Consider the following 22,394-nt stretch of genomic DNA (forward strand, 5'->3'; position numbering starts at 1 on the left):
AGGATGGCCATGAACAACACCCTACCCATGCTGACCCTGGCGCAGATGCTGCGCGAGCAGGCTCGGCAACATCCGGCGCGCATCGCCATCCGCCAGAAGGATTTCGGCATCTGGCAGGGCATCACCTGGGACGACTACTACCGCCGTTCGAGTCACGTCGGCCTGGGGCTGCGTGCGCTTGGCCTGTCCGCCGGCGGCCACGTCGGCGTCATCGCCGAGAACCGTATCGAATGGGTGCTGACGCAGATGGGCTGCGGCCTGGTCGGCGGCATCGCGGTCGGCGTCTATCCGACCAGCCCGTCGCCCGAAGTGGCCTACGTGCTCAACCACGCCGACGTCGAGGTGGTGGTGTGCGAGGACCAGGAGCAGACCGACAAGGTCGTCGAGGCGCTCGACCAGCTGCCTCACCTGCGCGCCATCGTAGTGATGGAGACCAAGGGCCTGCGCAGTGCCGACGAGCGCGTGCGCGACCGCATCCTGTCCTTCGCCGACCTGGAGACGCTCGGCGTCGAGTACGAGGCCACCCACCGCCACCTGGTCGAGCAGACGCTGGCGGCGCAGCGGCTCGAGGACATCGCGCTGATGATCTACACCTCGGGCTCCACCGGCAAACCCAAGGGCGCGATGATCAGCTACGCCAACATCCGCGGCGTGGCGCCCGGCATCGCCGATCGCCTGGGGCTGTCGGCGGATACCAGCCACCTGTCCTACCTGCCGCTGTGCCACGTCGCCGAGCAGATGCTCACCACCTTCTGCCCGATCTACCTCGGCTCCACGGTCGCCTTCGGCGAGTCGATCCGCACCGTGCAGGAAGACCTGCGCGAGATCGCGCCGACGATGTTCCTGGGCGTGCCGCGCATCTGGGAGAAGCTGCACTCGGCGATCAGCATCAAGATGCAGGAGAGTGGTGCGCTGCAGCGCTGGCTGTTCGCCCGTGCAATGGCCGCCTGCGCGCCCTTCGCGCACAAGGCGGCCGCGCAGCGCACGGCGGGCGAGCGTCTCACCCATGCCTTCTGGTACTGGATCATCCTGCGTGCGTTGCAGAATTTCATCGGCCTGCGCAAGGCGAAGGTGGCGCTGACCGGCGCGGCGCCGATCCCGCCCGCGGTGGTGCAGTTCTTCCGTACGCTGGGCGTGCCGCTGGTGGAGGTCTACGGCCTCACGGAGTCGACCGGCATGATCACCGGCCAACCGCTGGATGCCGCCCGCTTCGGCTCGGTCGGTACGCCCATCCTCGGCGTCGAGCACAGGATCGGCGAGCGTGGCGAGCTGCTTGTCCGTGGCGAGATGGTGTTCGCCGGCTACTACAAGAACCCGGAGGCGACCGCCGACAGCATTCGCGACGGCTGGCTGCACACCGGTGACGTGGTCGAGGAGCGCGACGGCCAGCTCTACATCGTCGATCGCCTCAAGGACATCATGATCACCGCCGGCGGCAAGAACCTGACGCCGTCCGAGATCGAGAAGACGATGAAGGCCAGCCCCTACATCAAGGAGTGCATCGTCGTCGCCGACGGGCGCAAGTTCGTCTCCGCGTTGATCCAGATCGACTACGAGACGGTGGCGAAGTGGGCCGAGGGCCGCCAGATCCTCTTCACCCACTTCCGCTCGCTGGTCGAGCACCCGGAGGTGCGCGCGCTGATCGACGCCGAGATCGCGCGCGGCAATGCCCAGCTTGCGCAGGTTTCGCACATCCGCCGTTTCCACCTGCTGACCAAGGAGCTGGACCACGACGACGGCGAGGTGACGGCGACGATGAAGGTGCGCCGTTCCAGCATCTACAAGACCTACGCCGACGTGATCGAGGCCATGTACCGGGGCGAGGCCGCCCATGCCTGAACACGATCAAGCCGCCTGCGTTCGCCTGGAGCGCGAGGCTGGCATTGCCTGCATCAGCCTGGACCGCCCGGCCGCGCGCAACAGTCTGGACCTGCCCATGGGGCTCGCGCTGCGCGATGCGGTCAGGTCGCTGGCGGCCGAGCCACCGCGGGTGGTCGTGCTGCGCAGCAGCGGCGCGCACTTCATGGTCGGCGGCGACGTGCGCCGCTTCGACAGCCTGCTCGGCCAGTCGCAGGCGGCTTGCACCGAAGAGATCGGTCTGCTCATCGATGCGGTGCACGAGGCCGTCACCGGCCTGACCCGGCTGCCCTGCCCGGTGCTAGGGCTGGTATGCGGCTCCGCCGCGGGCTTCGGCATGTCGCTGGCGATGGCCTGCGACCTGCTGGTCGCGGCCGACGATGCGCGCTTCGTGCTTGCCTACGGCGCCATCGGCACCACGCCCGACGGCGGTGCGAGCTGGCACCTGCCGCGCCGCGTCGGTCTGCAGCGTGCCCTGGCGATCGCGCTGCTCAACCCGCAGATCGACGCCGCGCAAGCCAAGGACATCGGCCTGGTGGCCGAGGTGGTGCCAGCGGCGCAGCTCGCTGAGGCTGGACGGGCGCTGGCGCGCCGGCTGGCCGACGGGCCGGCGGCGGCCCAGGCCGGCGTCAAGCGCCTGTTGCGCGAGGGCCTGGCCACCGACCTGGCGAGCGCGCTTGCCGCCGAGAAGGCGAGCTTTCTCGCCATGTCGGCGACGGCGGACTTCGCCGAGGGCGTACGTGCCTTCTGTGAGCGGCGGCCGGCACGTTTCGGCCAACCGGAAAAGCTCGCGGCTGGCGCCGCTCCTACGGCACCGCAAGGCGTCCATCACCCCCTGTAGGAGCGGCGCCAGCCGCGAGGGGTTGAAGGCGATGGGGCGTGGGTGGGATGACAAAAGGCTCGCGGCTTGCGCCGCTCCTACGGCACCGCAAGGCGTCCATCACCCCCTGTAGGAGCGGCGTAAGCCGCGAGGGGTTGAAGGCGACGGGGCTTGGGTGGGATGACAAAAGGCTCGCGGCTTGCGCCGCTCCTACGGCTCCGCAAGGCGTCCATCACCCCCTGTAGGAGCGGCGCCAGCCGCGAGGGGTTGAAGGCGACGGGGCTTGGGTGGGATGACAAAAAGCTCGCGGCTGGCGCCGCTCCTACGGCACCGCAAGGCGTCCATCACCCCCTGTAGGAGCAGCGCCAGCCGCGAGGGGTTGAAGGCGACGGGGCTTGGGTGGGATGGCAAAAAGCTCGCGGCTGGCGCCGCTCCTGCGGTACCGCGCTGCGCCCGGGCAGGCCGGACATTGGATTACGCCGTCGCTATCGGACGACGGTTTTGCAAGGAGACATCATGGACTTCCAGTTGAACGCAGAGCAGCGCGAGATTCGCGATCTGGCGCGCCGCTTTGCCGAGCGCGAAATCGCGCCGCGCGCCGCCGAGGCCGACCTCGGCAAGACTTTCCCCTTCGAGGTGCACCAGCGTGCGCAGGAGCTCGGCCTGCTGGGCATCAACCTGCCCGAAGCGGTGGGTGGCGGCGGCCTCGGTTGCCTCGAGCTGGTGCTCGTAACCGAAGCCTTCTGCCGTGGCTGCCTGGGCATCGGCACCGCGCTGTGCGTGAATGCACTGGCCACCGAGCCGATCGTGATCGCCGGCAGCGAGATGCAGCGCGAGCGCTACCTGGGTGCAGCGGCCAAGGGGGCGCTGGCGAGCTTCGCCATGACCGAGCCTGGCGCTGGCTCCGACGTTGCCGGCATCCGCACCCGTGCCGAGCGCGTGGACGGCGGCTACCGCCTGAGCGGCAGCAAGATCTGGATCTCCAACGCCAACCTCGCCGAATTCCTCGTCGTCTTCGCCAAGACCGCGCCGGATGCCGGCCACCGCGGCATGACCGCCTTCATCGTGCCGCGTGGCAGCCAGGGCATGGCCATCGGCGAACCCCTGGGCAAGCTTGGCCAGCGCTGCGCGCCCACCTGCGAGGTCTTTCTCGACCAGGTGTTCGTGCCTGATGACCACCGCCTGGGCGAGGAGGGCAGCGGCTTCGCGCTGGCGATGACGGTGTTCGACCACTCGCGGCCAATGGTTGCGGCCTTTGGCGTTGGCCTCATCGAACGCTGCCTCGACGAATCGCTCGCCTACGCCACCCAGCGCAACAGCATGGGCAAGCGCCTGGTCGACCACCAGGCGGTGGCGCACAAGCTGGCCGAGATGCGCATGAAGCTCGAGGCCGCGCGCCTGCTCACCTACCAGTCGGCCTGGCTGCTCGACCAGGGCAGGCCGAACACCATCGAGGCTTCCATCGCCAAGGCCTTCGCTGCCGATGCGGCGATGTGGGCGGCGACCGAGGCCGTGCAGATTTTCGGCGGCATGGGCTACTCGACCGAATACCCGGTGGAAAAGCTCTTCCGCGACGCCAAGGTGCTGCAGATCTACGAAGGCACCAGCGAGATCCAGCGCAACATCATTGCCCGCGAACTGCAGCGGGCCTGAACCTGAGGACCCAGCAATGACCCCAAGCACCCCCTCCAATCCGAACGAAGCGCTCATCCTGGGCGCCGTCCGCACCCCCTTCGGCCGCCGCGGCGGTGCGTTGCGCGAGACCCGCCCGGACGAACTTCTTGCCACCGCCATCGGCGGCGTGCTGGCGCGCACCGGACTTCCAGCCGAAAAGGTTGGCGACGTGCTGGCCGGCTGCGTCAGCCAGGCCGGCGAGCAGGGCGCCAACATCGCCCGCCAGGCGCTGTTGATCGCCGGCCTGCCGGCCGAGGTGCCGGGCGTGTCGATGAACCGCATGTGCGGCTCCAGCCAGTTCGCCACCCATGCCGCTTCGCAGGCGGTGGCCGCGGGCGACCTCGCGTTCGCCATCGGCTGCGGTGTCGAGAGCATGAGCCGCGTGCCGATGTTCCTCGACCTGACCCTGGGGCAGGGCGACTTCCGCGGCTTCGACAATCTGCATCCGAAGATCCTCGCGCGCTTCGCTATCCCGCACCAGGTCGAGAGCGCCGAGCGCATCGCCGACCAGTGGCAGATCTCGCGCACCGAGATGGACGATTACGCGATCGAAAGCCACCGCCGCGCCGAGGCTGCGCGTGCGGCCGGCGTTCACGCCGAGATCCTGCCGGTGGCGGGTGTGGACAAGGAGGGCGGCGCGATCACGCTGGCGCACGACGAAGGCATCCGCGCGGTGATCGACGTCGAGCGCATGCGCGCGATGCAGCCCGTGTTCCGCCAGCCGGGCGAGGGCGGCGTGACCGCGGCCAACGCCAGCCAGATGTCCGACGGCGCCGCTGCGGTGCTGGTCGGCCGGCGCGAGGCGGCCGAGGCGCTGGGCATCCGGCCACGCGCGCGCTTCCGCGCCCGCGTCGCGGTCGGCTCCGACCCGGTGATGCAGCTCACCGGGGTGGTCCCGGCGGCGCGCCGCGCGCTGGAGATGGCCGGGCTGTCGATCCACGACATGGACTGGATCGAGGTCAACGAGGCCTTCGCCAGCGTGGCGCTGTGCTTCGTGCGCGAGTTCGCGCCCGATATGGACCGCTTCAACCCCTGGGGCGGCGCCATCGCCCACGGCCACCCGCTGGGCGGAACGGGCGCCGGCCTGATGGCCAAGATGCTCGCCGGCCTCGAACAGCGCGACGGCCGCTTCGGGCTGCAGGTCATGTGCATCGGCCACGGCATGGCCACCGCCACCGTCATCGAACGCATCTGAGACACAAGGAGCACACGCAATGAAGATCGCAGACTCGGTATTCCTGATTACCGGCGGCGCCTCGGGCCTGGGTGCGGCCACCGCGCGCATGGTGGTCGAAGGTGGCGGCAAGGTGGTGCTTGCCGACCTCAACGACGAGGCGGGCAGGGCGCTGGCGGCCGAACTCGGCGCGGCGGCCTGCTTCGTGCGTACCGACGTCACCGACGAGGCGTCGACGCAGGCAGCGGTCGATGCCGCGGTGAAGGGCTTCGGCGGCCTGCACGGTCTGGTGTGCTGCGCTGGCGTGGCACCGGGCGAGAAGGTGGTGGGCAAGGAAGGCCCGCACCGCCTGGACAGCTTCGTGCGCGGGGTGACGATCAACCTCGTCGGCACCTTCAACCCGATCCGCCTCGCCGCCGACGCCATGAGCAAGGCCGCGCCGAACGCGGAGGGCGAGCGCGGCGTGATCGTCACCACCGCCTCGGTCGCCGCCTTCGACGGCCAGATCGGCCAGGCGACCTACTCGGCCTCCAAGGCCGGCGTGGTCGGCATGACCTTGCCGATCGCGCGCGAGCTGGCACGCTATGGCATCCGCGTCATGAGCATCGCCCCCGGCATCTTCGAGACGCCGATGCTGCGCGGCCTGCCGCAGCAGGTGCAGGATTCGCTCGGCCAGATGGTGCCTTTCCCCTCGCGCCTGGGCCGCTCCAGCGAGTATGCGCAGCTGGTGAAGTCGATCTGCGAGAACCCGATGCTCAACGGCGAGGTCATCCGCCTGGACGGCGCGATCCGCATGGCGGCCAAGTAAGCCCGCTTGCCCGCGTACGATGGGGGTGCCTGCGGGCACCCCGCAAGCACTGAATGAGGACATGAGCATGACCGCAGCACACCACACAGCCATTCCCGCCGATGTCCGCCGTGCCGGGCGCAATCTGATCGGCGACGCCTTCGCGCGCTCGGTACGCCGTAACCCCGAGCGCGAGGCGCTGCGCTTCGAGGGCCGCAGCTGGCGCTACGCCCAGCTCGAGCGCGCTGCCAACCGTGTCGCCAACCGCCTGCTGGCGCTGGGCCTCAAGGCTGGCGACCGCGTCGCCGCCTATGGCCGCAACTCGGACGCCTACGTGCTGCTGTGGCTGGGCTGCGCCAAGGCCGGCCTGATCCACGTGCCGATCAACTACGCCCTGCTCGATGCCGAACTGCACTACATCGTCGCGCAGTCCGGCGCGCGCGCGCTGTTCTGTGACGCCGACATGGCGACCCACGTCGAGGCGCTGGGCCCCACGCTGTCCTGCGAGTGGCGCGGCACGCTGCAGGGCGGGCAGGACCGCGACATCCTCTCCTGGGCCCAGGCCGGGGGCGACGACATTGCGCCGGAACTCGAGCTCGACGAGGAGAGCATCGCCCAGCTGCTCTATACCTCCGGCACCACCGCCGCGCCCAAGGGCGCGATGATGAGCCACCGTGCCCTGCTGGCCGAGTACACCAGCACGCTGCTGGCGACCGACATCCGCGGCGAGGACTGCTCGCTGGCCGCGCTGCCGCTGTATCACTCGGCGCAGATGCACGTGTTCCTGATGCCGCAGCTGCTGGTGGGCGCCACCACGCTGCTGATCCAGGCACCGCAGCCCGAGCGCTGCTTCGAGCTCATCGCGCAGGAAGGCGTCACCTCCTTCTTCGCGCCGCCGACGGTGTGGATCGCCTTCCTGCGCCACCCGGCCTTCGATCCGGCACACCTGGCCTCGCTGCAGAAGGGCTATTACGGCGCCTCGATCATGCCAGTGCCGGTCGTGCACGAACTGGCAGCCAAGCTGCCGGCGCTCAAGCTCTACAACTGCTACGGCCAGAGCGAGATCGCGCCGCTGGCCACGGTGCTGCGCCCCGAGGAGCATGCCGAGCGTCCGGCCTCTGCCGGACGGCCGATCTTCAACGTCGAGACGCGCATCGTCGACACCGACCTGAACGATGTGCCGGCCGGCGAGATGGGCGAGATCGTTCACCGCTCGCCGCAGCTCATGAGCGGCTACTGGGGCAAGCCGGAAGAGACCGCGGCCAGCTTCAAGGACGGCTGGTTCCGTTCCGGCGATGTCGGCTACATGGACGAGGCGGGCTATCTCTACATCACCGACCGCATCAAGGACATCATCAAGACCGGTGGCGTGGTGGTGGCGAGCCGCGAGGTCGAGGAGTGCCTCTACACCCATCCGGCCGTGGCCGAGGTGGCGGTGATCGGGCTGCCCGATGAGCGCTGGATCGAGGCAGTGACGGCGGTGGTGGCGCTGAAGCAGGGTGCGCGGGCGACCGCGGATGAGCTGGTTGCCCACGTCCATGCCCGTCTGGCAGCGTTCAAGGTGCCCAAGCGCGTGTTCTTCGTCGATGACATGCCGCGCAACGCATCGGGCAAGCTGCTCAAGCGCGAACTGCGCGTGCGCTACGCTGGCTAGCCGCCTAGCGGTAAACCCGTGGCGGTGGTCACCGCGCTTTGCTGCGCGGGCAGTCGGTGCAACAATCGGACGGTAATTGCATCCATGAACGCCCACCTGGAGATGACGTCGATGAAGCTACCCCGCCTTGCCGCCACGCTGCCCCTTGCCCTCGGTGCCTGCGCAGTCCTCGCCACCTTCTCCACGCCGGTCGCGGCCCAGACCGTGCGCTGGGCGGCCGCGGGCGACGCCCTGACCATGGATCCGCATTCGCAGAACGAGGGCCCGACCCATGTCATGAACCACCAGGTCTATGACTCTCTGGTGTTCCGCGATCAGGACATGAAGCTCGCGCCCCGCCTGGCCACTTCCTGGCGCATCACCGATGACCCCAGCGTGTGGGAGTTCAAGCTGCGCGAGGGGGTGAAGTACCACAACGGCAACCCCTTCACTGCCGACGACGTGGTGTTCTCGATCATGCGCGCCAAGCACGAGAACTCGGACATGAAGGGGCTGCTGACCAGTGTGGTCGAGGTGGTCAAGGTCGACGACCACACGGTGCGCATGCGCACGGACGGCCCCAACCCGTTGCTGCCCAACAACCTCACCAACCTCTTCATCATGGACAGGGAGTGGGCCGAGGAGAACAAGGTCACGCTGCCGCAGAACTACAAGGCCGGCGACGAGACCTTCGCGGTACGCAACGCCAATGGCACCGGCCCCTTCCGGCTGGCCAAGCGCGAGCCCGACGTGCGCACCGAACTCGAGCGCAATGAGGACTACTGGGGCAAGGGGACCTTCCCGATGGAGGTCAGCAAGGTGGTGTTTACCCCGGTGCGCTCGGCAGCCACGCGCGTCGCTGCGCTGTTGTCGGGCGAGGTCGACTTCCTGCTCGACCCGCCGGTGCAGGACCTCGAACGCCTGTCCGCCGCCAAGGGCCTGGTGGTGCGCTCAGGGCCCGAGAACCGCACGATCTTCCTCGGCATGCAGCAGGCCCTGCCCGAGCTGCGCAGCTCGGATGTGAAGGGCAAGAACCCGTTCGCCGACAAGCGCGTGCGCGAGGCGATGAACATCGCGATCAACCGCGAGGCGGTCAAGCGCGTGGTGATGCGCGGCCAGTCGGTGCCCGCGGGTATCGTCGCGCCGCCCTTCATCGATGGCTACGACAAGGCGATGGACGTGGTGCCGGCAACCGACGTCGCGCGCGCCAAGGCGCTGCTTGCCGAGGCAGGCTACCCCAATGGCTTTTCGGTGACGCTCGCCTGCCCGAACGATCGCTACGTCAATGACGAGGCGATCTGCCAGGCGGTGACCGGCATGTTCGGCCAGATCGGCGTGCGCGCCCGCCTCAGCGCTCAGCCCAAGAGCATCCACTTCGCCGAACTGCCCAAGGGCGAGTACGACCTCTACATGCTTGGCTGGGGCGTGCCGACGATGGACTCGCACTACGTCTTCCACTACCTGTTCGAGACCAAGACCGACAAGGGCGGCTCGTGGAACTTCACCGGCTACTCCAAGCCCCGCGTCGACGAGCTGATCAGTGCGATGACGCGCGAGGTCGATCCCGGCTCGCGCGCAGGCATGGTCGCCGAGGTGTGGAAGACGGTGCAGGACGACGTCGTCTATCTGCCGATCCACCACCAGATGCTGAACTGGGCGATGAAGGACAATATCGACTTCCCGGTGCAGTCCGAGAACTATCCCTACTTCAAGCTGCTTAAGTTCAAGAAGTGAGGGGCGTGAGGTGCCGTCGCCTTCAACGTCTCGCGGCTGTCGCCGCTCCTGCGGGGTACGCCGAGCTGGCCTCGCCGTAGGAGCGGCGCAAGCCGCGAGCCTTTCATCGGGCCAGCCCAGGCCGCGTCGCCTTCAAAACCTCGCGGCTGGTGCCGCTCCTGCAAGGGGCGGCGTGCGGGGCTCGCCGCGGGAGCGGCGCCAGCCGCGAGGTTTGTGGTCCCTTGCGGCGGCGTCTGGCCCGGCCATGATCTCCCATCGTTCGCGCTCCTGATGCTCGCTTTCATCCTGCGTCGCCTGCTGCAGTCCGTCCTCGTCATGCTCGCCGTGGCGCTGGTGTCCTTCGGGCTGTTCCGCTACATCGGCGACCCCATCAACAACATGGTCGGCCAGGAGGCGACGATGGCCGAGCGCGACGCCCTGCGCGATTCGCTCGGCCTCAACGACCCGGTGCCGGTACAGTTTCTGCGCTTCGTGGCCAATGCGGCGCGCGGCGAGTTCGGCGTGTCCTACCGCATGGCGCGGCCGGTGGCCGACGTGATCGCCGAGCGCCTCCCCGCCACGCTGGAGCTGGCGCTGATCTCGGGCGTCGGCGCGCTGGTGATCGGTATCGCGCTCGGCGTGTATACCGCGCTGCGCCGTGACGGCTGGCTGAGCAATGCGATCATGGGCCTGTCCCTGGTCGGGGTGTCGCTGCCGACCTTCCTCATCGGCATCCTGCTGATCTATGTGTTCGCGGTGGAGCTCAAGGTCCTGCCGGCCTTCGGTCGCGGCGAGGTGGTCGACCTCGGTTGGTGGACCACCGGGCTGCTGACCACCTCCGGCCTCAAGTCGCTGATCATGCCGGCGATCACGCTCGGTCTGTACCAGCTCACGCTGATCATGCGCCTGGTGCGCGCAGAGATGCTCGAGGTGCTGCGTACCGACTACATCAAGTTCGCACGCGCACGCGGCCTGTCGAACCGCGCGGTGCATTTCGGCCATGCGCTCAAGAACACGCTGCTGCCGGTGATCACCATCACCGGCTTGCAGATCGGCTCGATCATCGCGTTCGCGATCATCACCGAGACCGTGTTCCAGTGGCCCGGCGTGGGCCTGCTCTTCATCACCGCCGTGCAGTTCGTCGACATCCCGGTGATGGCCGCCTATCTGGTGCTGATCGCGCTGATTTTCGTCGTCATCAATCTCATCGTCGATCTGCTGTATTTCGTCGTCGATCCGCGCCTGCGCGTGCAGCGCAGTGGCCGTGGGCATTGAGCCGGCGCCAAGGAGCAGGTCCCGAGCATGCCTTCCACATCCCATCTTCCGCCCACCGTCGCCGCCCGACCCGCTTCGCGCTGGGCGCGCCTGGTCGATAGCGACCTCTTCTACAGCTTCATCCATTCACCGGTGACGATACTTTCGGCGCTGGTCACGCTGGTGATCCTCGCCGCCGCCCTGCTGGCGCCGGTGATCGCGCCGCAGAATCCCTTCGATCCCGCCACGCTCAACCTGATGGACGGCTTCACCCGGCCCATGCAGGCCAACGAATTCACTGGCAACGTCTATTGGCTGGGCACCGACGCCCAGGGCCGTGACCTGTTCTCGGCCATTCTCTACGGCTCGCGCGTGTCGATCCTGGTCGGTTTCGCCGCGGTGGCCTTCGCCGCGGTGCTGGGCATCACCCTCGGCCTCATCGCCGGTTACCGCGGCGGCTGGGTGGACAGTCTGATCATGCGTATCGCCGACGTTCAGCTGAGCTTCCCCGCCATTCTGGTGGCCTTGCTGATCTTCGGCGTGTTCAAGGGCGTTGTGCCGCCTGCGCTGCAGGACAGGATGGCGGTGTACGTGCTGGTGGTGGCGATCGGGCTGTCGGACTGGGTGCAGTACGCGCGCACGGTGCGCAGCTCGACGCTGGCCGAGAAGAACAAGGAGTACGTGCAGGCCGCACGCGTGATCGGCGTGCCGGCGCCGATGATCCTGCTGCGCCACATCCTGCCCAACGTGATGGGGCCGGTGCTGGTGATCGCCACTATCGGCCTGGCGCTCGCCATCATTCTGGAGTCGACGCTGTCCTTCCTTGGCGTCGGCGTGCCGCCGACCCAGCCCAGCCTGGGTACGCTGATCCGTGTCGGCCAGGACTTCCTGTTCTCGGGAGAGTGGTGGATCGTGTTCTTTCCGGGGCTGACCCTGCTGCTGCTGGCCTTGGCGGTGAACCTGCTCGGCGATTGGCTGCGTGATGCGCTCAACCCGAGACTGCGCCGATGAGATCCCGGTCCCCTGTGATTTACCAGGTGCCGGCGCGCGAAGACGTGCCGCTGCTGTCGGTGCGCAATCTGCGCATCGAGTTTCCCTCCCGGCGCGGCACCCTGGTGGCGATCGACGACGTGTCCTTCGACATCGCGCGCGGTGAGGTGCTGGGCGTGGTCGGCGAGTCCGGTGCCGGCAAGTCGCTCACCGGTGCCGCCATCATCGGCCTGCTCGAGCCGCCCGGGCGCATCGCCGGCGGCGAGATCCTGCTCGACGGCGAACCCATCCACGCCCTGCCTGCCGAGCGCATGCGCCGCCTGCGCGGGCGGCGCATCGCGATGATCTTCCAGGACCCCCTCACCAGCCTGAACCCCTTGTATACGGTGGGCCAGCAGCTGGTGGAGACCATGCTTACCCACCTCGATCTGTCCGATCGCCAGGCGCGTGAGCGCGCGATCGAACTGCTCGAGGAGGTGGGCATCCCGGCTCCACGCGAGCGCATCGATCACTACCCGCACCAGTTCTCCGGCGGCATGCGCCAGCGCGTGGTGATTGCACTCGCCCTCTGTGCCGAGCCCGAGCTCATCATTGCCGACGAACCGACGACCGCGCTCGATGTCTCGGTGCAGTCGCAGATCATCGCCCTGCTGCGTCGGCTGTGCCGCCAGCATCGCACAGCGGTCATGCTGGTCACCCACGACATGGGCGTGATCGCCGAGACCGCCGACCGCGTCGCGGTGATGTACGCCGGCCGGCTGGCCGAGATCGGCCCGGTCGAAGAAGTCGTGCGCCGGCCTGCACACCCCTACACGCGCGGCCTGATGGGCTCGATCCCGGTGCTGGGGGCGGACGTTCGCCGCCTGGTGCAGATCGACGGCGCCATGCCGCGGCTGACTGCGATACCCGCCGGTTGTGCCTTCAACCCGCGCTGTGGCGAGGCCTTCGCGCGTTGCCGCGAGGTCCGGCCCGAGCTGCTGCCCGCCGGCGCGACGCGGGCGGCCTGCTGGCTTTATGCCGATGACCTGGCGTCGACGCCGGGCACCGAGCCTGTGGAGGGCGCGTGATGAGCATCATCGAGCGCGCGGTGAGCAAGGCCAGGCGCGAGGACCAGGCTGCAGTGGAGGACGCCGAGGGGCTGATCCACCAGCCGGTTGAACACGACGTGGCACACGACGTGGCGGGGCCGGAGCGGGACGCCGTCCCGGCTTCGCAGGCGAGCGCGGCTGCTGGCGATGGCGCGCCTGAAGTCGACGCCGTGCCAGCTGCGTCGGGTGTCGAGCTTGCGAAGGCCGGGGTCCAGCCCTTGCTGAGGGTCGAGGATCTGCGCTGCGCCTTCGACGTCTCGAAGCCCTTCCTCAACCGCCTGCTCGAGCGCGCGCCGCGGCGCTGGCTGAAGGCGGTCGATGGCGTGTCCTTCGACATCACGCGCGGCGAGACCTTCGCCCTGGTGGGAGAGTCGGGCTGCGGCAAGTCGACGGTGGCGCGGCTCATCGTCGGCCTCTACGAGCCGTCTGCAGGGCGCATCGTGTTCGATGGCCACGACCTCGCGCTGGTGACGCGCGCGGCCGAGCGCCAGAAGCTGCGCCGCCGCTTCCAGATGATCTTTCAGGATCCCTACGCCAGCCTGAACCCGCGCTGGCGGGTGGAGCGGATCATCGCCGAGCCGATCCGTGTGTTCGGCCTGGAGACGGAGCAGGCGGCCATCCGCGCGCGCGTTGCCGAGCTGCTGACCCAGGTTGGCCTGTCCCCGGCCGATGGCGCCAAGTATCCGCACGAGTTCTCCGGTGGCCAGCGCCAGCGCATCTGTATCGCGCGTGCGCTGGCCAACCGGCCCGAGTTCCTGGTCTGCGACGAGCCGACTTCGGCACTCGACGTGTCGGTGCAGGCGCAGATCCTCAATCTCATGCGCGACCTTCAGGATGCGCTCGGTCTCACCTACCTGTTCATCAGCCACGATCTCGCGGTGGTGCGCCACATGGCGAACGAAGTGGGGGTGATGTACCTCGGCCGCATCGTCGAGATCGCTGCCAGCCGGACGCTTTTCGAGCGCCCCCGCCATCCGTACACGCGCATGCTGCTGGCGACCATCCCCAGCCTGGAGATGCGCGGCCAGCGCGAGGACCTGGTGCGCGGCGAAGTGCCCAACCCGATCACGCCGCCGCCCGGCTGCAGCTTTCATCCGCGTTGTCCGCTGGCGGACGCGCGTTGCCGCAGCGAGGCGCCCGCCCTGCGTCCGCTGGACGGCGGCCAGCGTGTCGCCTGCCACGCCGTCGAGGAGGGGCGTGAGGGTGAATGGGACGGTGCTGCCGTTGTGCAGGAGGTGGTGCGGTGAGTGCCGGCGATACGCCTGCGCTCGCCGTCGTCATCGGCAGCGGCGGCATCGGCGCTGCCGTGGCCGAGTGCCTGCGCGCCGACCCGGCCTACGCCGAGGTCGTGGTCCTCGGCCGCAGCAGCACGCCTGCGCTCGACCTGCTCGACGAAGCCAGCATCGCCGCCTGTGCCGGGCATGTGGCTGCGCGCGGCGTACCGAGGCTGGTGTTCGACGCCACCGGCTTCCTCCATGGCGAGGGTATGCGCCCGGAAAAGAGCCTGGCCCAGCTCGATCCTGTCCACCTGGCCCATGCCTTTGCGGTCAACGCCATCGGCCCGGCGCTGCTGATGAAGCACTTCCTGCCCTTGCTGCCGGCGACCGGGCGCGCAGTGTTCGCGACCCTCTCCGCCAAGGTCGGCAGCATCGGCGACAACCGGCTCGGCGGCTGGTACGGCTACCGTGCCTCCAAGGCGGCGCTCAACCAGTTCGTGCGCACGGCTGCCGTCGAGCTGCGCCGGCGCAATCCGGGTGCGCTGTGCGTGGCCTTGCATCCGGGTACGGTCGATACCCGGCTGTCGGCGCCCTTTGCCAAGGCCGGCCTGCAGGTGCAGCCGCCGCGGCTGGCGGCCGAGCGCCTGCTCGGCGTGCTGTCCGGCCTGGGGGCAGAGGACTCGGGGGCATTCTTCAGCTATCTTGGTGAGCGCCTGCCCTGGTGAGGGCGATTGTGGAAGGGATGCGAACATGAGGACCAAGGCCATCGTGACCGGCCACAGCCGCGGCCTGGGGGCGGCGCTGGCCGACGAACTGCTCGCGCGCGGCGTCCACGTACTGGGACTGTCGCGGCAGGGCAACCCCGAGCTGGCTGCGGCGCATCCGCTGCAGCTGCGTGAATGCAGCCTGGACCTTGGCGACAGCGCGGCGCTTGCTGCCTGGCTGGCCGGCAGCGCCTTGCAGGACTGGCTCGCTGATGCAGCGTTGGTGCTGTTGATCAACAATGCCGGCACCCTGCAACCGATGGCGTTGTTGCCGGCGCAGGAGCCTGCAGCCGTGGGCCGGGCCATCGCGCTTTCTGTGGCTGCCCCCTTGATGCTGGCTGCGGCCCTGGTGCCGGCCAGTCCGGCGGCGCACGAGCGCAGGATCGTGCATGTCTCGAGCGGTGCGGCGCGCAAGCCGTATGCGGGCTGGAGCGTCTACTGCGCCGGCAAGGCCGCGCTCGACCACCACGCGCGCGCGGTGCAGGCCGAGGCGGTACCGGGCCTGCGCATCTGCAGCCTGGCGCCGGGTGTGCTCGACACCGCCATGCAGGCGGAGATCCGCGCCGCCTCGGCTGAACGCTTTCCGCAGCGCGAGCGCTTCGTCGACCTGCAGCGCAGCGGCGCGCTGGTGGCGCCCGAGGTGTGCGCAATGCACCTGGTCGATTACCTGCTCGACGACGACTTCGGCCGCGAGGCGGTCGCCGACTTGCGCGACCTGATGCGCTGAGCGGCGGGCCCGCAGCGCGCAGCGATCAAGTGCCGGTGTTGAAGCGTCGAATATTGCGTTGGGTGGTCTGGGTGCGCAGGCATCCTGGCCTGGTCGCAGCCTTCGGTTTCGTGTCGGGCGTGCTCAGCTTCACCCTGATCGAGCGCCATGAAGGTGTGGGCCGGGTGATGGCGATCGCCATGCTGGCGGGCTGGCTGTTGCTGGTGCTCGAGCGTGTGCTCAGCCAGGCCGTTGCAACGCGCTTCGGCCATGCCCCGCCGCCAGCGCTGTTGCGCTACCTGACCCAATTCACGCACCAGGAAAGCCTGTTCTTCGCGCTGCCCTTCTTTGCCGCCAGCACGTCCTGGAACAGTGGCCAGGCCCTGTTCTCGATTGCGGTGGCGGCGGCGGCGCTGGTCGCGATCATCGACCCCATCTACTACCGCAGGCTGGCGACACGACGCTGGCTGTTCCTCGGCTATCACACCTTTGCCCTGTTCGCCCTGCTGCTGGTCGCGCTGCCGCTGATCCTGCGCCTGCCGGCCATGGCCAGCTACCAACTAGCCCTCGGCATTGCGGTGCTGCTGTCCTTTCCGACCCTGGCCGGCCTGATCACGCTGCCGCGCTGGTGGCGGCCGCTGCTCGTGCTCGTACTGCTTGCGGGCCTGGGGGCGGCCGGCTGGTTTGCCCGCTTGTGGGTGCCGCCAGCGACGCTGAGGCTGACCGAGGTGGCGGTGACGACGGCATTCGACACCGTCGGGCGCAGCCCGGAGCTGGCATTGCAGCGCATCGGCGCGGCGCAGCTGCGCGAGCACGGCCTGTACGCCTACACCGCCATCCATGCGCCCCTCGGCCTGAGCGAGCGCGTGCGCCACGTCTGGCTGCACGAGGGACGCGAGGTCGACAGCATCGAACTCGAGGTCAAGGGTGGGCGCGCCGAGGGCTACCGGGCGTGGACGCGCAAGCTCAACTTCCCGGAGCGCCCGGAAGGGCGCTGGCAGGTGCGTGTGCTGACTGCGGACGATCGCATGATCGGTACCCTGCGCTTCCAGGTCGATCCTTGAGCGTGCCGCTCAGCAGATGCGCTCCCACAGGCTGAGCTCGTCCTCGAACTGGTCGAGCTCGAGACCCTTGAAGTCACTGCGCGAGACGATGCCCACCACCTTGCCGTCCTTGACCACCGGCACATGGCGGTAGCCGCCGTCGCACATCATGCGCAGGGCCTCGATCGCGGTGCGCTCCGGTTCGATGGTGTCGGGCTTGGGCGTCATCACCTCGGACAGATGCACATGCGCGGCGTTGGCGTCCCGGGCCAGCACCTGCACCGCATCGCGACCGGTGAAGATGCCTTTCAGGTGGGCGCGGGCATCGGTCACCAGCACTGCGCCGACACGGCGTTCGCACATCTGCTGGCAAGCGGTCTGCACCGTGTCCGAAGGTCGCATCATCAAGGGCGTCTGGTCCTTGACGATGAAGGAGATGTTGCGGTTTGTCATGGCGGGCCTCCGTGCAAGCGCATGTGATTCAGGTCACAGCATAGGCTCCCAAGGCCTTGACCATATTGACCTTTGGCAAGCTTGTTCGCTTGCGGTGTGCGCTGTGTCTCGCGCCGATGACGGCAGGGCTGCGCTGCCCGCATGAGCAGGTGTAGTCTTGTCGTCATGAAGACGACTCCTGCACTGCCGCCCCCAGGGCCGGCCGCAAGCGGCGCAGAGGAAGCTTTCCCGCTCAGCCTGCGGCGCGTTGCCATCGACACCTATCGCGAGAACGTCGCCTACCTCAATCGCGACTGCGAGATCTATCGCGCCGAGGGCTTCCAGGCGTTGGCCAAGGTCGAGGTGCGCGCCAATGGCCGGCGCGTGCTGGCGACGCTGAACGTGGTGGACGACCCGCGCATCGTGCGCTGCAACGAGATCGGGCTGTCGATTGACGCCTTCGCCCAGCTCGGTGTGGATAACGGCCACCCGGCCATGGTGGCGCAGGCCGAGCCGCCGTCGTCAATTCCCGCGCTGCACCGCAAGATCGCGGGCGAGCGCCTGGGCCGCGACGACTTCCGCGCCATCGTGCGCGACATCGCCGAGCATCGCTACTCCAAGATCGAACTCACCGCCTTCGTCGTCGCCAGCAACCAGGGCGAGCTCGACCGCGAGGAGGTGTACTTCCTCACCGAGGCGATGGCGGCGGTCGGACAGCGCCTGGACTGGCGCGAGCGCCCGGTCGTGGACAAGCACTGCATCGGCGGCATCCCGGGCAATCGCACCTCGATGCTGGTGGTGCCCATCGTCGCCGCCCACGGCATGCTGTGCCCGAAGACTTCGTCGCGCGCGATCACCTCGCCCGCCGGCACCGCCGACACCATGGAGGTGCTCGCCAGGGTCGAGCTGCCGGTCGATGCGCTCGCCGACATCGTGCGCGAGCACCGCGGCTGCCTGGCCTGGGGCGGCACCGCCCACCTGTCGCCAGCCGACGACGTGCTGATCTCGGTCGAGCGCCCGCTGTCCATCGACTCGCCCGGGCAGATGGTGGCCTCCATCCTGTCCAAGAAGGTGGCGGCGGGCTCCACTCATCTCGTGCTCGACATTCCGGTGGGGCCGACCGCCAAGGTGCGCTCGATGCCCGAGGCGCAGAAGCTGCGCAAGCTGTTCGAGTTCGTCGCTGCGCGCATGAATCTGGTGATCGACGTCGTCATCACCGACGGCCGCCAGCCGGTCGGCAGCGGCATCGGGCCCGTGCTGGAGGCGCGCGACGTGATGCGGGTGCTCGAGAATGATCCGCGTGCGCCCAACGACCTGCGCCAGAAGGCGCTGCGCCTGGCCGGGCGCATGCTCGAGTTCGACCCCGACGTGCGCGGTGGCGACGGCTTCGCGATCGCGCGCGACATCCTCGATTCCGGCCGCGCGCTGGCCAAGATGGACGCGATCATCCGTGCCCAGGGCGGGCGCCCCTTCGACCACAACGCGCCGGCGCTCGCCCGCCTCAGCTTCGAGGTGGCGGCCGATGCCGACGGCGTGGTCACCGGCATCGACAACCTGCAGCTCGCCCGCATCGCCCGGCTGGCCGGTGCGCCCAAAGTGCAGGGCGCAGGGGTGGATCTGCTGAAGAAGCTGGGCGAGCCGGTTGCCTGCGGCGAACTGTTGTACCGCGTGCATGCCGACTACCCGGCCGACCTCGAGTTTGCGCGCCAGGCCAGCCTGCGCGCATCGGGCTTCTCGATCGGTGACGCTGCAGGGCTGTCGCATCTGTTCGTGGAGTTCTGAGCCTGCCTTGGGCGCTGCCGCGCCTGGCTGCAATGCTCGGGCTGTCAGCCCAGGTGCAGCTTGAGGACGGCGCTCTCGATCACGACTTCGGCGGCGATACCCGATTCCACGCACAGCGGCTGTCCCGGCCAGGCGTCCAGTGCCGGAGGCGCGACCGACAGCGCGAAGCGCCCTTGTGCCATGTCCGTTGCCGTGAGCGACTGGCTGCCAAGGTGGAAGGACGGCGCGGGGGCGCCGCCGTCCGTGGTGCCGTCTCCGGCGTCGTCGTCCAGCCAGGCCGCATCCAGCGTCAGCGCGAGCGCCCTGCCATCGAGGTCGCCTGCGTCCTGGCGCATGCGCCAGTCCTCGCCGGCGCTGCCGCTCAGCCAGATGCCACGCCCTTCCTGCAGCCCCAGCTCGATGCGCAGCGCCTGCGCCTGCAGGTCCAGGGCAGGCCAGCGCACGGCGAGCATCAGCACGCCTGCCTTATCGGTGTCGAAGTCGAAAGCCTGTGCGAGCAGGGCGGGTGTGCCGCGTCGGGCGTCAGCGGGCAGTACGCGCAGGCTGCCACGCAGTCGGGCCGACAGTGGATGCCAGCCCAGCACCAGGCCGGCCACGCGGCTCGGGGCGAGCAGCGCCAGGCGGCCTTCGACGCGGTGGTCCTCCTCCAGCAGCAGGCCCTGGCGCGCAGCAGCCGTGGTTGCGTCGCGGCCCGGCCCCACGCCAGGCATGTCCGCGCAGCGCATGCGCCCGCCGAGCTGCAGGCTGCGCCGGTTGCCGGCAGGTGGGGCGGGCAGTTCGAGTGCCAGCCGGGTGCGGCGGCTGCCGTCGAAAACCAGCCTCGGCGCACCGGGGGCCATGGCCTGGCCGTCGGCCAGCAGGTCGTATTCGGCGTCGAGGGCGAGCGCCGCATGCAGCACGTTGACCGTGCAGGGGGCATCGGATTCGATGTCCAGACGCAGGCCGGGCAGTCCGGCGCCGGGCGCCAGCTTGCTGCAGGCGGCGATGATCTGTTCGAGGGCGGCCGCCCATTCCTGGGCGAGTTCGGCGGTGGGCAGGCTCACCGCAGTGGTGTGCTCGCCGGCGGCGATCGTCTGCCACAACAGACGCTCGCTACCGCTTTCCTCCAGCACCAGGCGCAGGCGCGGGCTCGTCGGGCGGGCGGCAATGCGTACGCTGGGGACAAGCTGCGAGCTGCGCCGCAACTGCTCGATGATCCCCGCCTGGGCCGCCACCAGACCATGGTCATGAGACTGGATGAGGCCGCCAGCGGCGGGGACGCCGAGCGCACGCGCCTGCGGCAGCGTGCGGGGTCTGGCGGTGGCCGGTTTCTTGAGCGTTGCGCTGGCCTGCAAGGGCACCGGGGCATCGAAGCGCACCACCAGCGGCGAGCCCTGCCAGGCGGGGGCCAGTGTCTGCCCGGTCCTGCCGCGCTGGCTTGCCTCTGCGCTCACCGCTTCGCCGTCGGCACGGTGCAGGCCGAAGGCGTACTGAGTACCCGCATGCGGGCCGTCGATGCGGACGACCGTTGCCGGCCAGACGAAGCTCAGTCGTGCCTGGGTCCGTTCCGTGTCCTCGGTGCTCGAGAACCAGTGACTGTCGTCGGTGGCAAGCGTCATCTCGCCCGGTGTGAAGCGCAGTTCGAGCCGGCTGTCGGCGAGCTGCAGTGCGCGGGCTTCGCGACAGGCCGGCGGTAGCGGTAGCCACAGCGAAAGGCGGAACACGAAGGCACCGCCACCGATCGCCTGCGGACGATCGAGTGTGAGCGAGTTACCGGCGCTCAGCCGTGTCGCTGCGTTGAATGCCGCGCTACGGTAGAGGCCGAAGGGCGCCTGTGCGGGCGAGTTCATCTCAGCCCCCGCCCAGGCGCAGGTTGTTCAGGCTCACCACGGTGTTCAGGTTGCGGTCGACCGTGTTGATGCGCTCGGTGATGGTGGCGCGGCTCTGGTCGAAGCCGGCGAGGTCGGCGCGAAAACGGCCGATATCGTTTGAGAACTGTCCGTATTGTGCGTCGAAGGCGTTGAGCCGGCTATCGAAAAGGGTGTAGCGGCTGTCGAAGTCGGCGTAGCGTGCATCGATGGCGAGGCGGTCCTGATGCACGCCTGCGGCAAGCGCCTGCATCTGCTGCATCTGCTGGTTCACCGTGGCCGCCTTGCCGTCGATCTCCACGGCCAGCGCGCTCAGGTGTTCGAACTGCGTGAGCGTGTCCTGCGCGACCGCATCGATGCGGGCGTCGAGGGCGTTGCGTGCCGTGTCGGCGAAGGTGAAGCTGCCAAGCGAGCGCGCCGTGACGCCGCTCGCGGCAACGCCGAGCTGGCGCACCACATCGTCGCGTACCGCAGGGGCCAGCGCGTCCACCCCGCTGCCGAGGAAGCGGTCGACCGTCTGCGTCAGCTGCTGACGACCCAGCCATTCCGCGGTACGCCCAGCCTTGCCGGCGAGGAAGGACTGGCCAAGGTTGAGCAGCCGCCCCAGTGCCTGGCCGTCAGCCTCGGGCGTGTTCGCGGTATCGGCGAGGGCACGTCCCAATGCGTCGCCGTCGGCCACCACCTCGGCCATGAAGCTCAGCCAGGGGCCGACCCAGTTGACCCAGGTCAGCGTGCGTACGCCGCGCGCCAGGCTGGTGCCGCTGTCCTCGTCGGCGAGCACGTCGGCCTGCACCAAGGCGCTGTCTGCCGGCCAGGCCAGACGCCAGCGGCCGGGATTGACGCTGTCGAGCATGGCGTGGCGGTGGTCGCGCACGTAGAGGTCGATTGCGCTGCGCAAGCTGTAGCTGCGGTCGCGCAGGTATTCCTCGGCGATCGCACGCAGTGCCGGCGCCAGGGTGAGCGGGTGCGGCGCGTGCACATCGAGGCGCGCGAGTGCATGCTCGAGCGCCGCCTGCTGGTTCTCGGACAGGGGCTCGGTGGGCGGGGTGAGCAACTCGAGTTCGGCCGTGCCGTCAGCGCCGCTGAGCACGGTCACCGCCTGGCCTTCGATACGGCGGAAGCCGTACATGTACACAAGATGACCTCTACCACTCTGCACCACCACCGGCACGCCGGCGCGCGGCGTGCCGCCGAGGTCGCACACGCGCACCCGCAGCGTACGCGGCTGGCCCAGCCATGCCGCCTGCGGCAGCACCTCGATGCTGACGCCGAGCCCGGTTTCGGCTTGGGGGGCGAGTGGGTCGCCGCCGTAGAACAGCGCCACCCAGCGCACCGGGTCGAGCCCGAGCGCGGCGACGCAGATCTCAGTGAAGCGTTCAGGCCCGATCAGGCGGATTGCGCGCACCTGCAGGATGTCGGTGAAACGGCCGCCGAGCGCCGCGCGCGCGTCGAGCAGGCGCTGGCCCAAGCGCACGCCGATGTCGGGCTCGCCCGGAAACTCGATGTCGCGGTCGAGCTGGGCAGGGCTCGTTGCCCGGTTCAGAAAGTCGAGCACCTGCGCCGCCTGCGCGGCAGACAGATCGCTCGGTTGCAGATGGACGATCGGCATGGCC

At 69.1% G+C, this 22,394-nt stretch carries 18 protein-coding genes; 15 read left to right on the forward strand and 3 right to left on the reverse strand.

Translation table 11 applies throughout. The features are described from left to right. Nucleotides 1–9 precede the first annotated feature (9 nt). The 14 genes from C662_RS05505 (at nt 10) to C662_RS05570 (ending at nt 16,741) form a co-directional block, all read left to right on the forward strand. On the forward strand, nt 10–1,839 hold the full coding sequence (locus C662_RS05505) for an AMP-dependent synthetase/ligase (RefSeq protein ID WP_002925938.1): 1,830 nt from the start codon (nt 10–12) through the stop codon (nt 1,837–1,839). Next, nucleotides 1,832–2,698 carry an enoyl-CoA hydratase/isomerase family protein gene (locus tag C662_RS05510; protein WP_002925939.1) on the forward strand — a complete coding sequence of 289 codons (867 nt, stop codon included), beginning with the start codon at nt 1,832–1,834 and terminating at the stop codon, nt 2,696–2,698. The genes C662_RS05505 and C662_RS05510 overlap by 8 nt, the downstream gene beginning before the upstream one ends. Nucleotides 2,699–3,193: 495 nt before the next feature. Continuing rightward, nucleotides 3,194–4,330: an acyl-CoA dehydrogenase family protein gene (locus C662_RS05515; RefSeq protein WP_002925940.1), complete on the forward strand. Its 1,137-nt coding sequence runs from the start codon at nt 3,194–3,196 to the stop codon at nt 4,328–4,330. A 16-nt stretch (nt 4,331–4,346) separates the two neighbouring features. Beyond that, a complete protein-coding gene (locus C662_RS05520) occupies nt 4,347–5,546 on the forward strand; it encodes a thiolase family protein (RefSeq protein WP_002925941.1) in 1,200 nt (399 codons plus the stop codon). A gap of 19 nt (nt 5,547–5,565) precedes the next feature. Continuing rightward, the gene (locus C662_RS05525; RefSeq protein WP_002925942.1) at nt 5,566–6,333 is read left to right on the forward strand and encodes a 3-hydroxyacyl-CoA dehydrogenase; all 768 of its coding nucleotides are present in this window, start codon (nt 5,566–5,568) and stop codon (nt 6,331–6,333) included. 61 nt (nt 6,334–6,394) lie between these two features. Next, a complete protein-coding gene (locus C662_RS05530) occupies nt 6,395–7,966 on the forward strand; it encodes an acyl-CoA synthetase (RefSeq protein ID WP_002925943.1) in 1,572 nt (523 codons plus the stop codon). 111 nt (nt 7,967–8,077) lie between these two features. Further along, complete coding sequence (locus tag C662_RS05535) at nt 8,078–9,679, forward strand: ABC transporter substrate-binding protein (protein WP_002925944.1); 1,602 nt, start codon at nt 8,078–8,080, stop codon at nt 9,677–9,679. Nucleotides 9,680–9,949: 270 nt separating this feature from the next. Then, entirely contained in the window at nt 9,950–10,933 is a 984-nt protein-coding gene (locus tag C662_RS05540) for an ABC transporter permease (RefSeq protein WP_002925946.1), read from the forward strand. A 27-nt stretch (nt 10,934–10,960) separates the two neighbouring features. After that, complete coding sequence (locus tag C662_RS05545) at nt 10,961–11,923, forward strand: ABC transporter permease (protein ID WP_002925948.1); 963 nt, start codon at nt 10,961–10,963, stop codon at nt 11,921–11,923. Further along, nucleotides 11,920–12,969, forward strand: a complete 1,050-nt coding sequence (locus tag C662_RS05550; protein ID WP_232433224.1) for an ABC transporter ATP-binding protein — start codon at nt 11,920–11,922, stop codon at nt 12,967–12,969. The genes C662_RS05545 and C662_RS05550 overlap by 4 nt, the downstream gene beginning before the upstream one ends. Beyond that, complete coding sequence (locus C662_RS05555; RefSeq protein ID WP_002925952.1) at nt 12,969–14,237, forward strand: ABC transporter ATP-binding protein; 1,269 nt, start codon at nt 12,969–12,971, stop codon at nt 14,235–14,237. Before C662_RS05550 ends, C662_RS05555 begins: the two co-directional genes overlap by 1 nt. Next, the gene (locus C662_RS05560) at nt 14,234–14,932 is read left to right on the forward strand and encodes an SDR family NAD(P)-dependent oxidoreductase (protein WP_002925953.1); all 699 of its coding nucleotides are present in this window, start codon (nt 14,234–14,236) and stop codon (nt 14,930–14,932) included. Before C662_RS05555 ends, C662_RS05560 begins: the two co-directional genes overlap by 4 nt. 25 nt (nt 14,933–14,957) lie before the next feature. Beyond that, nucleotides 14,958–15,698, forward strand: a complete 741-nt coding sequence (locus C662_RS05565) for an SDR family oxidoreductase (protein WP_002925954.1) — start codon at nt 14,958–14,960, stop codon at nt 15,696–15,698. Between the two features lie 35 nt (nt 15,699–15,733). Beyond that, on the forward strand, nt 15,734–16,741 hold the full coding sequence (locus C662_RS05570) for a DUF5924 family protein (protein ID WP_269745267.1): 1,008 nt from the start codon (nt 15,734–15,736) through the stop codon (nt 16,739–16,741). A gap of 9 nt (nt 16,742–16,750) precedes the next feature. Here the strand turns inward: C662_RS05570 and C662_RS05575 are convergent, their stop codons facing one another. Further along, entirely contained in the window at nt 16,751–17,173 is a 423-nt protein-coding gene (locus C662_RS05575; protein WP_002925957.1) for a CBS domain-containing protein, read from the reverse strand. 165 nt (nt 17,174–17,338) lie between these two features. Here C662_RS05575 and C662_RS05580 point away from each other — a divergent pair, with 165 nt between their 5' ends. Next, nucleotides 17,339–18,934, forward strand: a complete 1,596-nt coding sequence (locus tag C662_RS05580) for a thymidine phosphorylase family protein (protein WP_002925959.1) — start codon at nt 17,339–17,341, stop codon at nt 18,932–18,934. 44 nt (nt 18,935–18,978) lie between these two features. Here C662_RS05580 and C662_RS05585 read toward each other — a convergent pair whose 3' ends face one another. Next, complete coding sequence (locus tag C662_RS05585) at nt 18,979–20,763, reverse strand: hypothetical protein (protein WP_002925961.1); 1,785 nt, start codon at nt 20,761–20,763, stop codon at nt 18,979–18,981. A 1-nt stretch (nt 20,764) separates the two neighbouring features. Further along, nucleotides 20,765–22,390 carry a hypothetical protein gene (locus C662_RS05590; RefSeq protein WP_002925964.1) on the reverse strand — a complete coding sequence of 542 codons (1,626 nt, stop codon included), beginning with the start codon at nt 22,388–22,390 and terminating at the stop codon, nt 20,765–20,767. Nucleotides 22,391–22,394: the final 4 nt, after the last annotated feature.

It is taken from the genome of Thauera sp. 28, from assembly GCF_000310145.2.
Lineage (GTDB): Bacteria > Pseudomonadota > Gammaproteobacteria > Burkholderiales > Rhodocyclaceae > Thauera > Thauera mechernichensis.

Bases quoted from the DNA above. Each gene is read 5' to 3' on its own strand.
- C662_RS05505 (WP_002925938.1), top strand. From the start codon at position 10: ATGAACAACACCCTACCCATGCTGACCCTGGCGCAGATGCTGCGCGAG.
- C662_RS05510 (WP_002925939.1), top strand. From the start codon at position 1,832: ATGCCTGAACACGATCAAGCCGCCTGCGTTCGCCTGGAGCGCGAGGCT.
- C662_RS05515 (WP_002925940.1), top strand. From the start codon at position 3,194: ATGGACTTCCAGTTGAACGCAGAGCAGCGCGAGATTCGCGATCTGGCG.
- C662_RS05520 (WP_002925941.1), top strand. From the start codon at position 4,347: ATGACCCCAAGCACCCCCTCCAATCCGAACGAAGCGCTCATCCTGGGC.
- C662_RS05525 (WP_002925942.1), top strand. From the start codon at position 5,566: ATGAAGATCGCAGACTCGGTATTCCTGATTACCGGCGGCGCCTCGGGC.
- C662_RS05530 (WP_002925943.1), top strand. From the start codon at position 6,395: ATGAGCATGACCGCAGCACACCACACAGCCATTCCCGCCGATGTCCGC.
- C662_RS05535 (WP_002925944.1), top strand. From the start codon at position 8,078: ATGAAGCTACCCCGCCTTGCCGCCACGCTGCCCCTTGCCCTCGGTGCC.
- C662_RS05540 (WP_002925946.1), top strand. From the start codon at position 9,950: ATGCTCGCTTTCATCCTGCGTCGCCTGCTGCAGTCCGTCCTCGTCATG.
- C662_RS05545 (WP_002925948.1), top strand. From the start codon at position 10,961: ATGCCTTCCACATCCCATCTTCCGCCCACCGTCGCCGCCCGACCCGCT.
- C662_RS05550 (WP_232433224.1), top strand. From the start codon at position 11,920: ATGAGATCCCGGTCCCCTGTGATTTACCAGGTGCCGGCGCGCGAAGAC.
- C662_RS05555 (WP_002925952.1), top strand. From the start codon at position 12,969: ATGAGCATCATCGAGCGCGCGGTGAGCAAGGCCAGGCGCGAGGACCAG.
- C662_RS05565 (WP_002925954.1), top strand. From the start codon at position 14,958: ATGAGGACCAAGGCCATCGTGACCGGCCACAGCCGCGGCCTGGGGGCG.
- C662_RS05575 (WP_002925957.1), bottom strand. From the start codon at position 17,173: ATGACAAACCGCAACATCTCCTTCATCGTCAAGGACCAGACGCCCTTG.
- C662_RS05580 (WP_002925959.1), top strand. From the start codon at position 17,339: ATGAAGACGACTCCTGCACTGCCGCCCCCAGGGCCGGCCGCAAGCGGC.
- C662_RS05585 (WP_002925961.1), bottom strand. From the start codon at position 20,763: ATGAACTCGCCCGCACAGGCGCCCTTCGGCCTCTACCGTAGCGCGGCA.
- C662_RS05590 (WP_002925964.1), bottom strand. From the start codon at position 22,390: ATGCCGATCGTCCATCTGCAACCGAGCGATCTGTCTGCCGCGCAGGCG.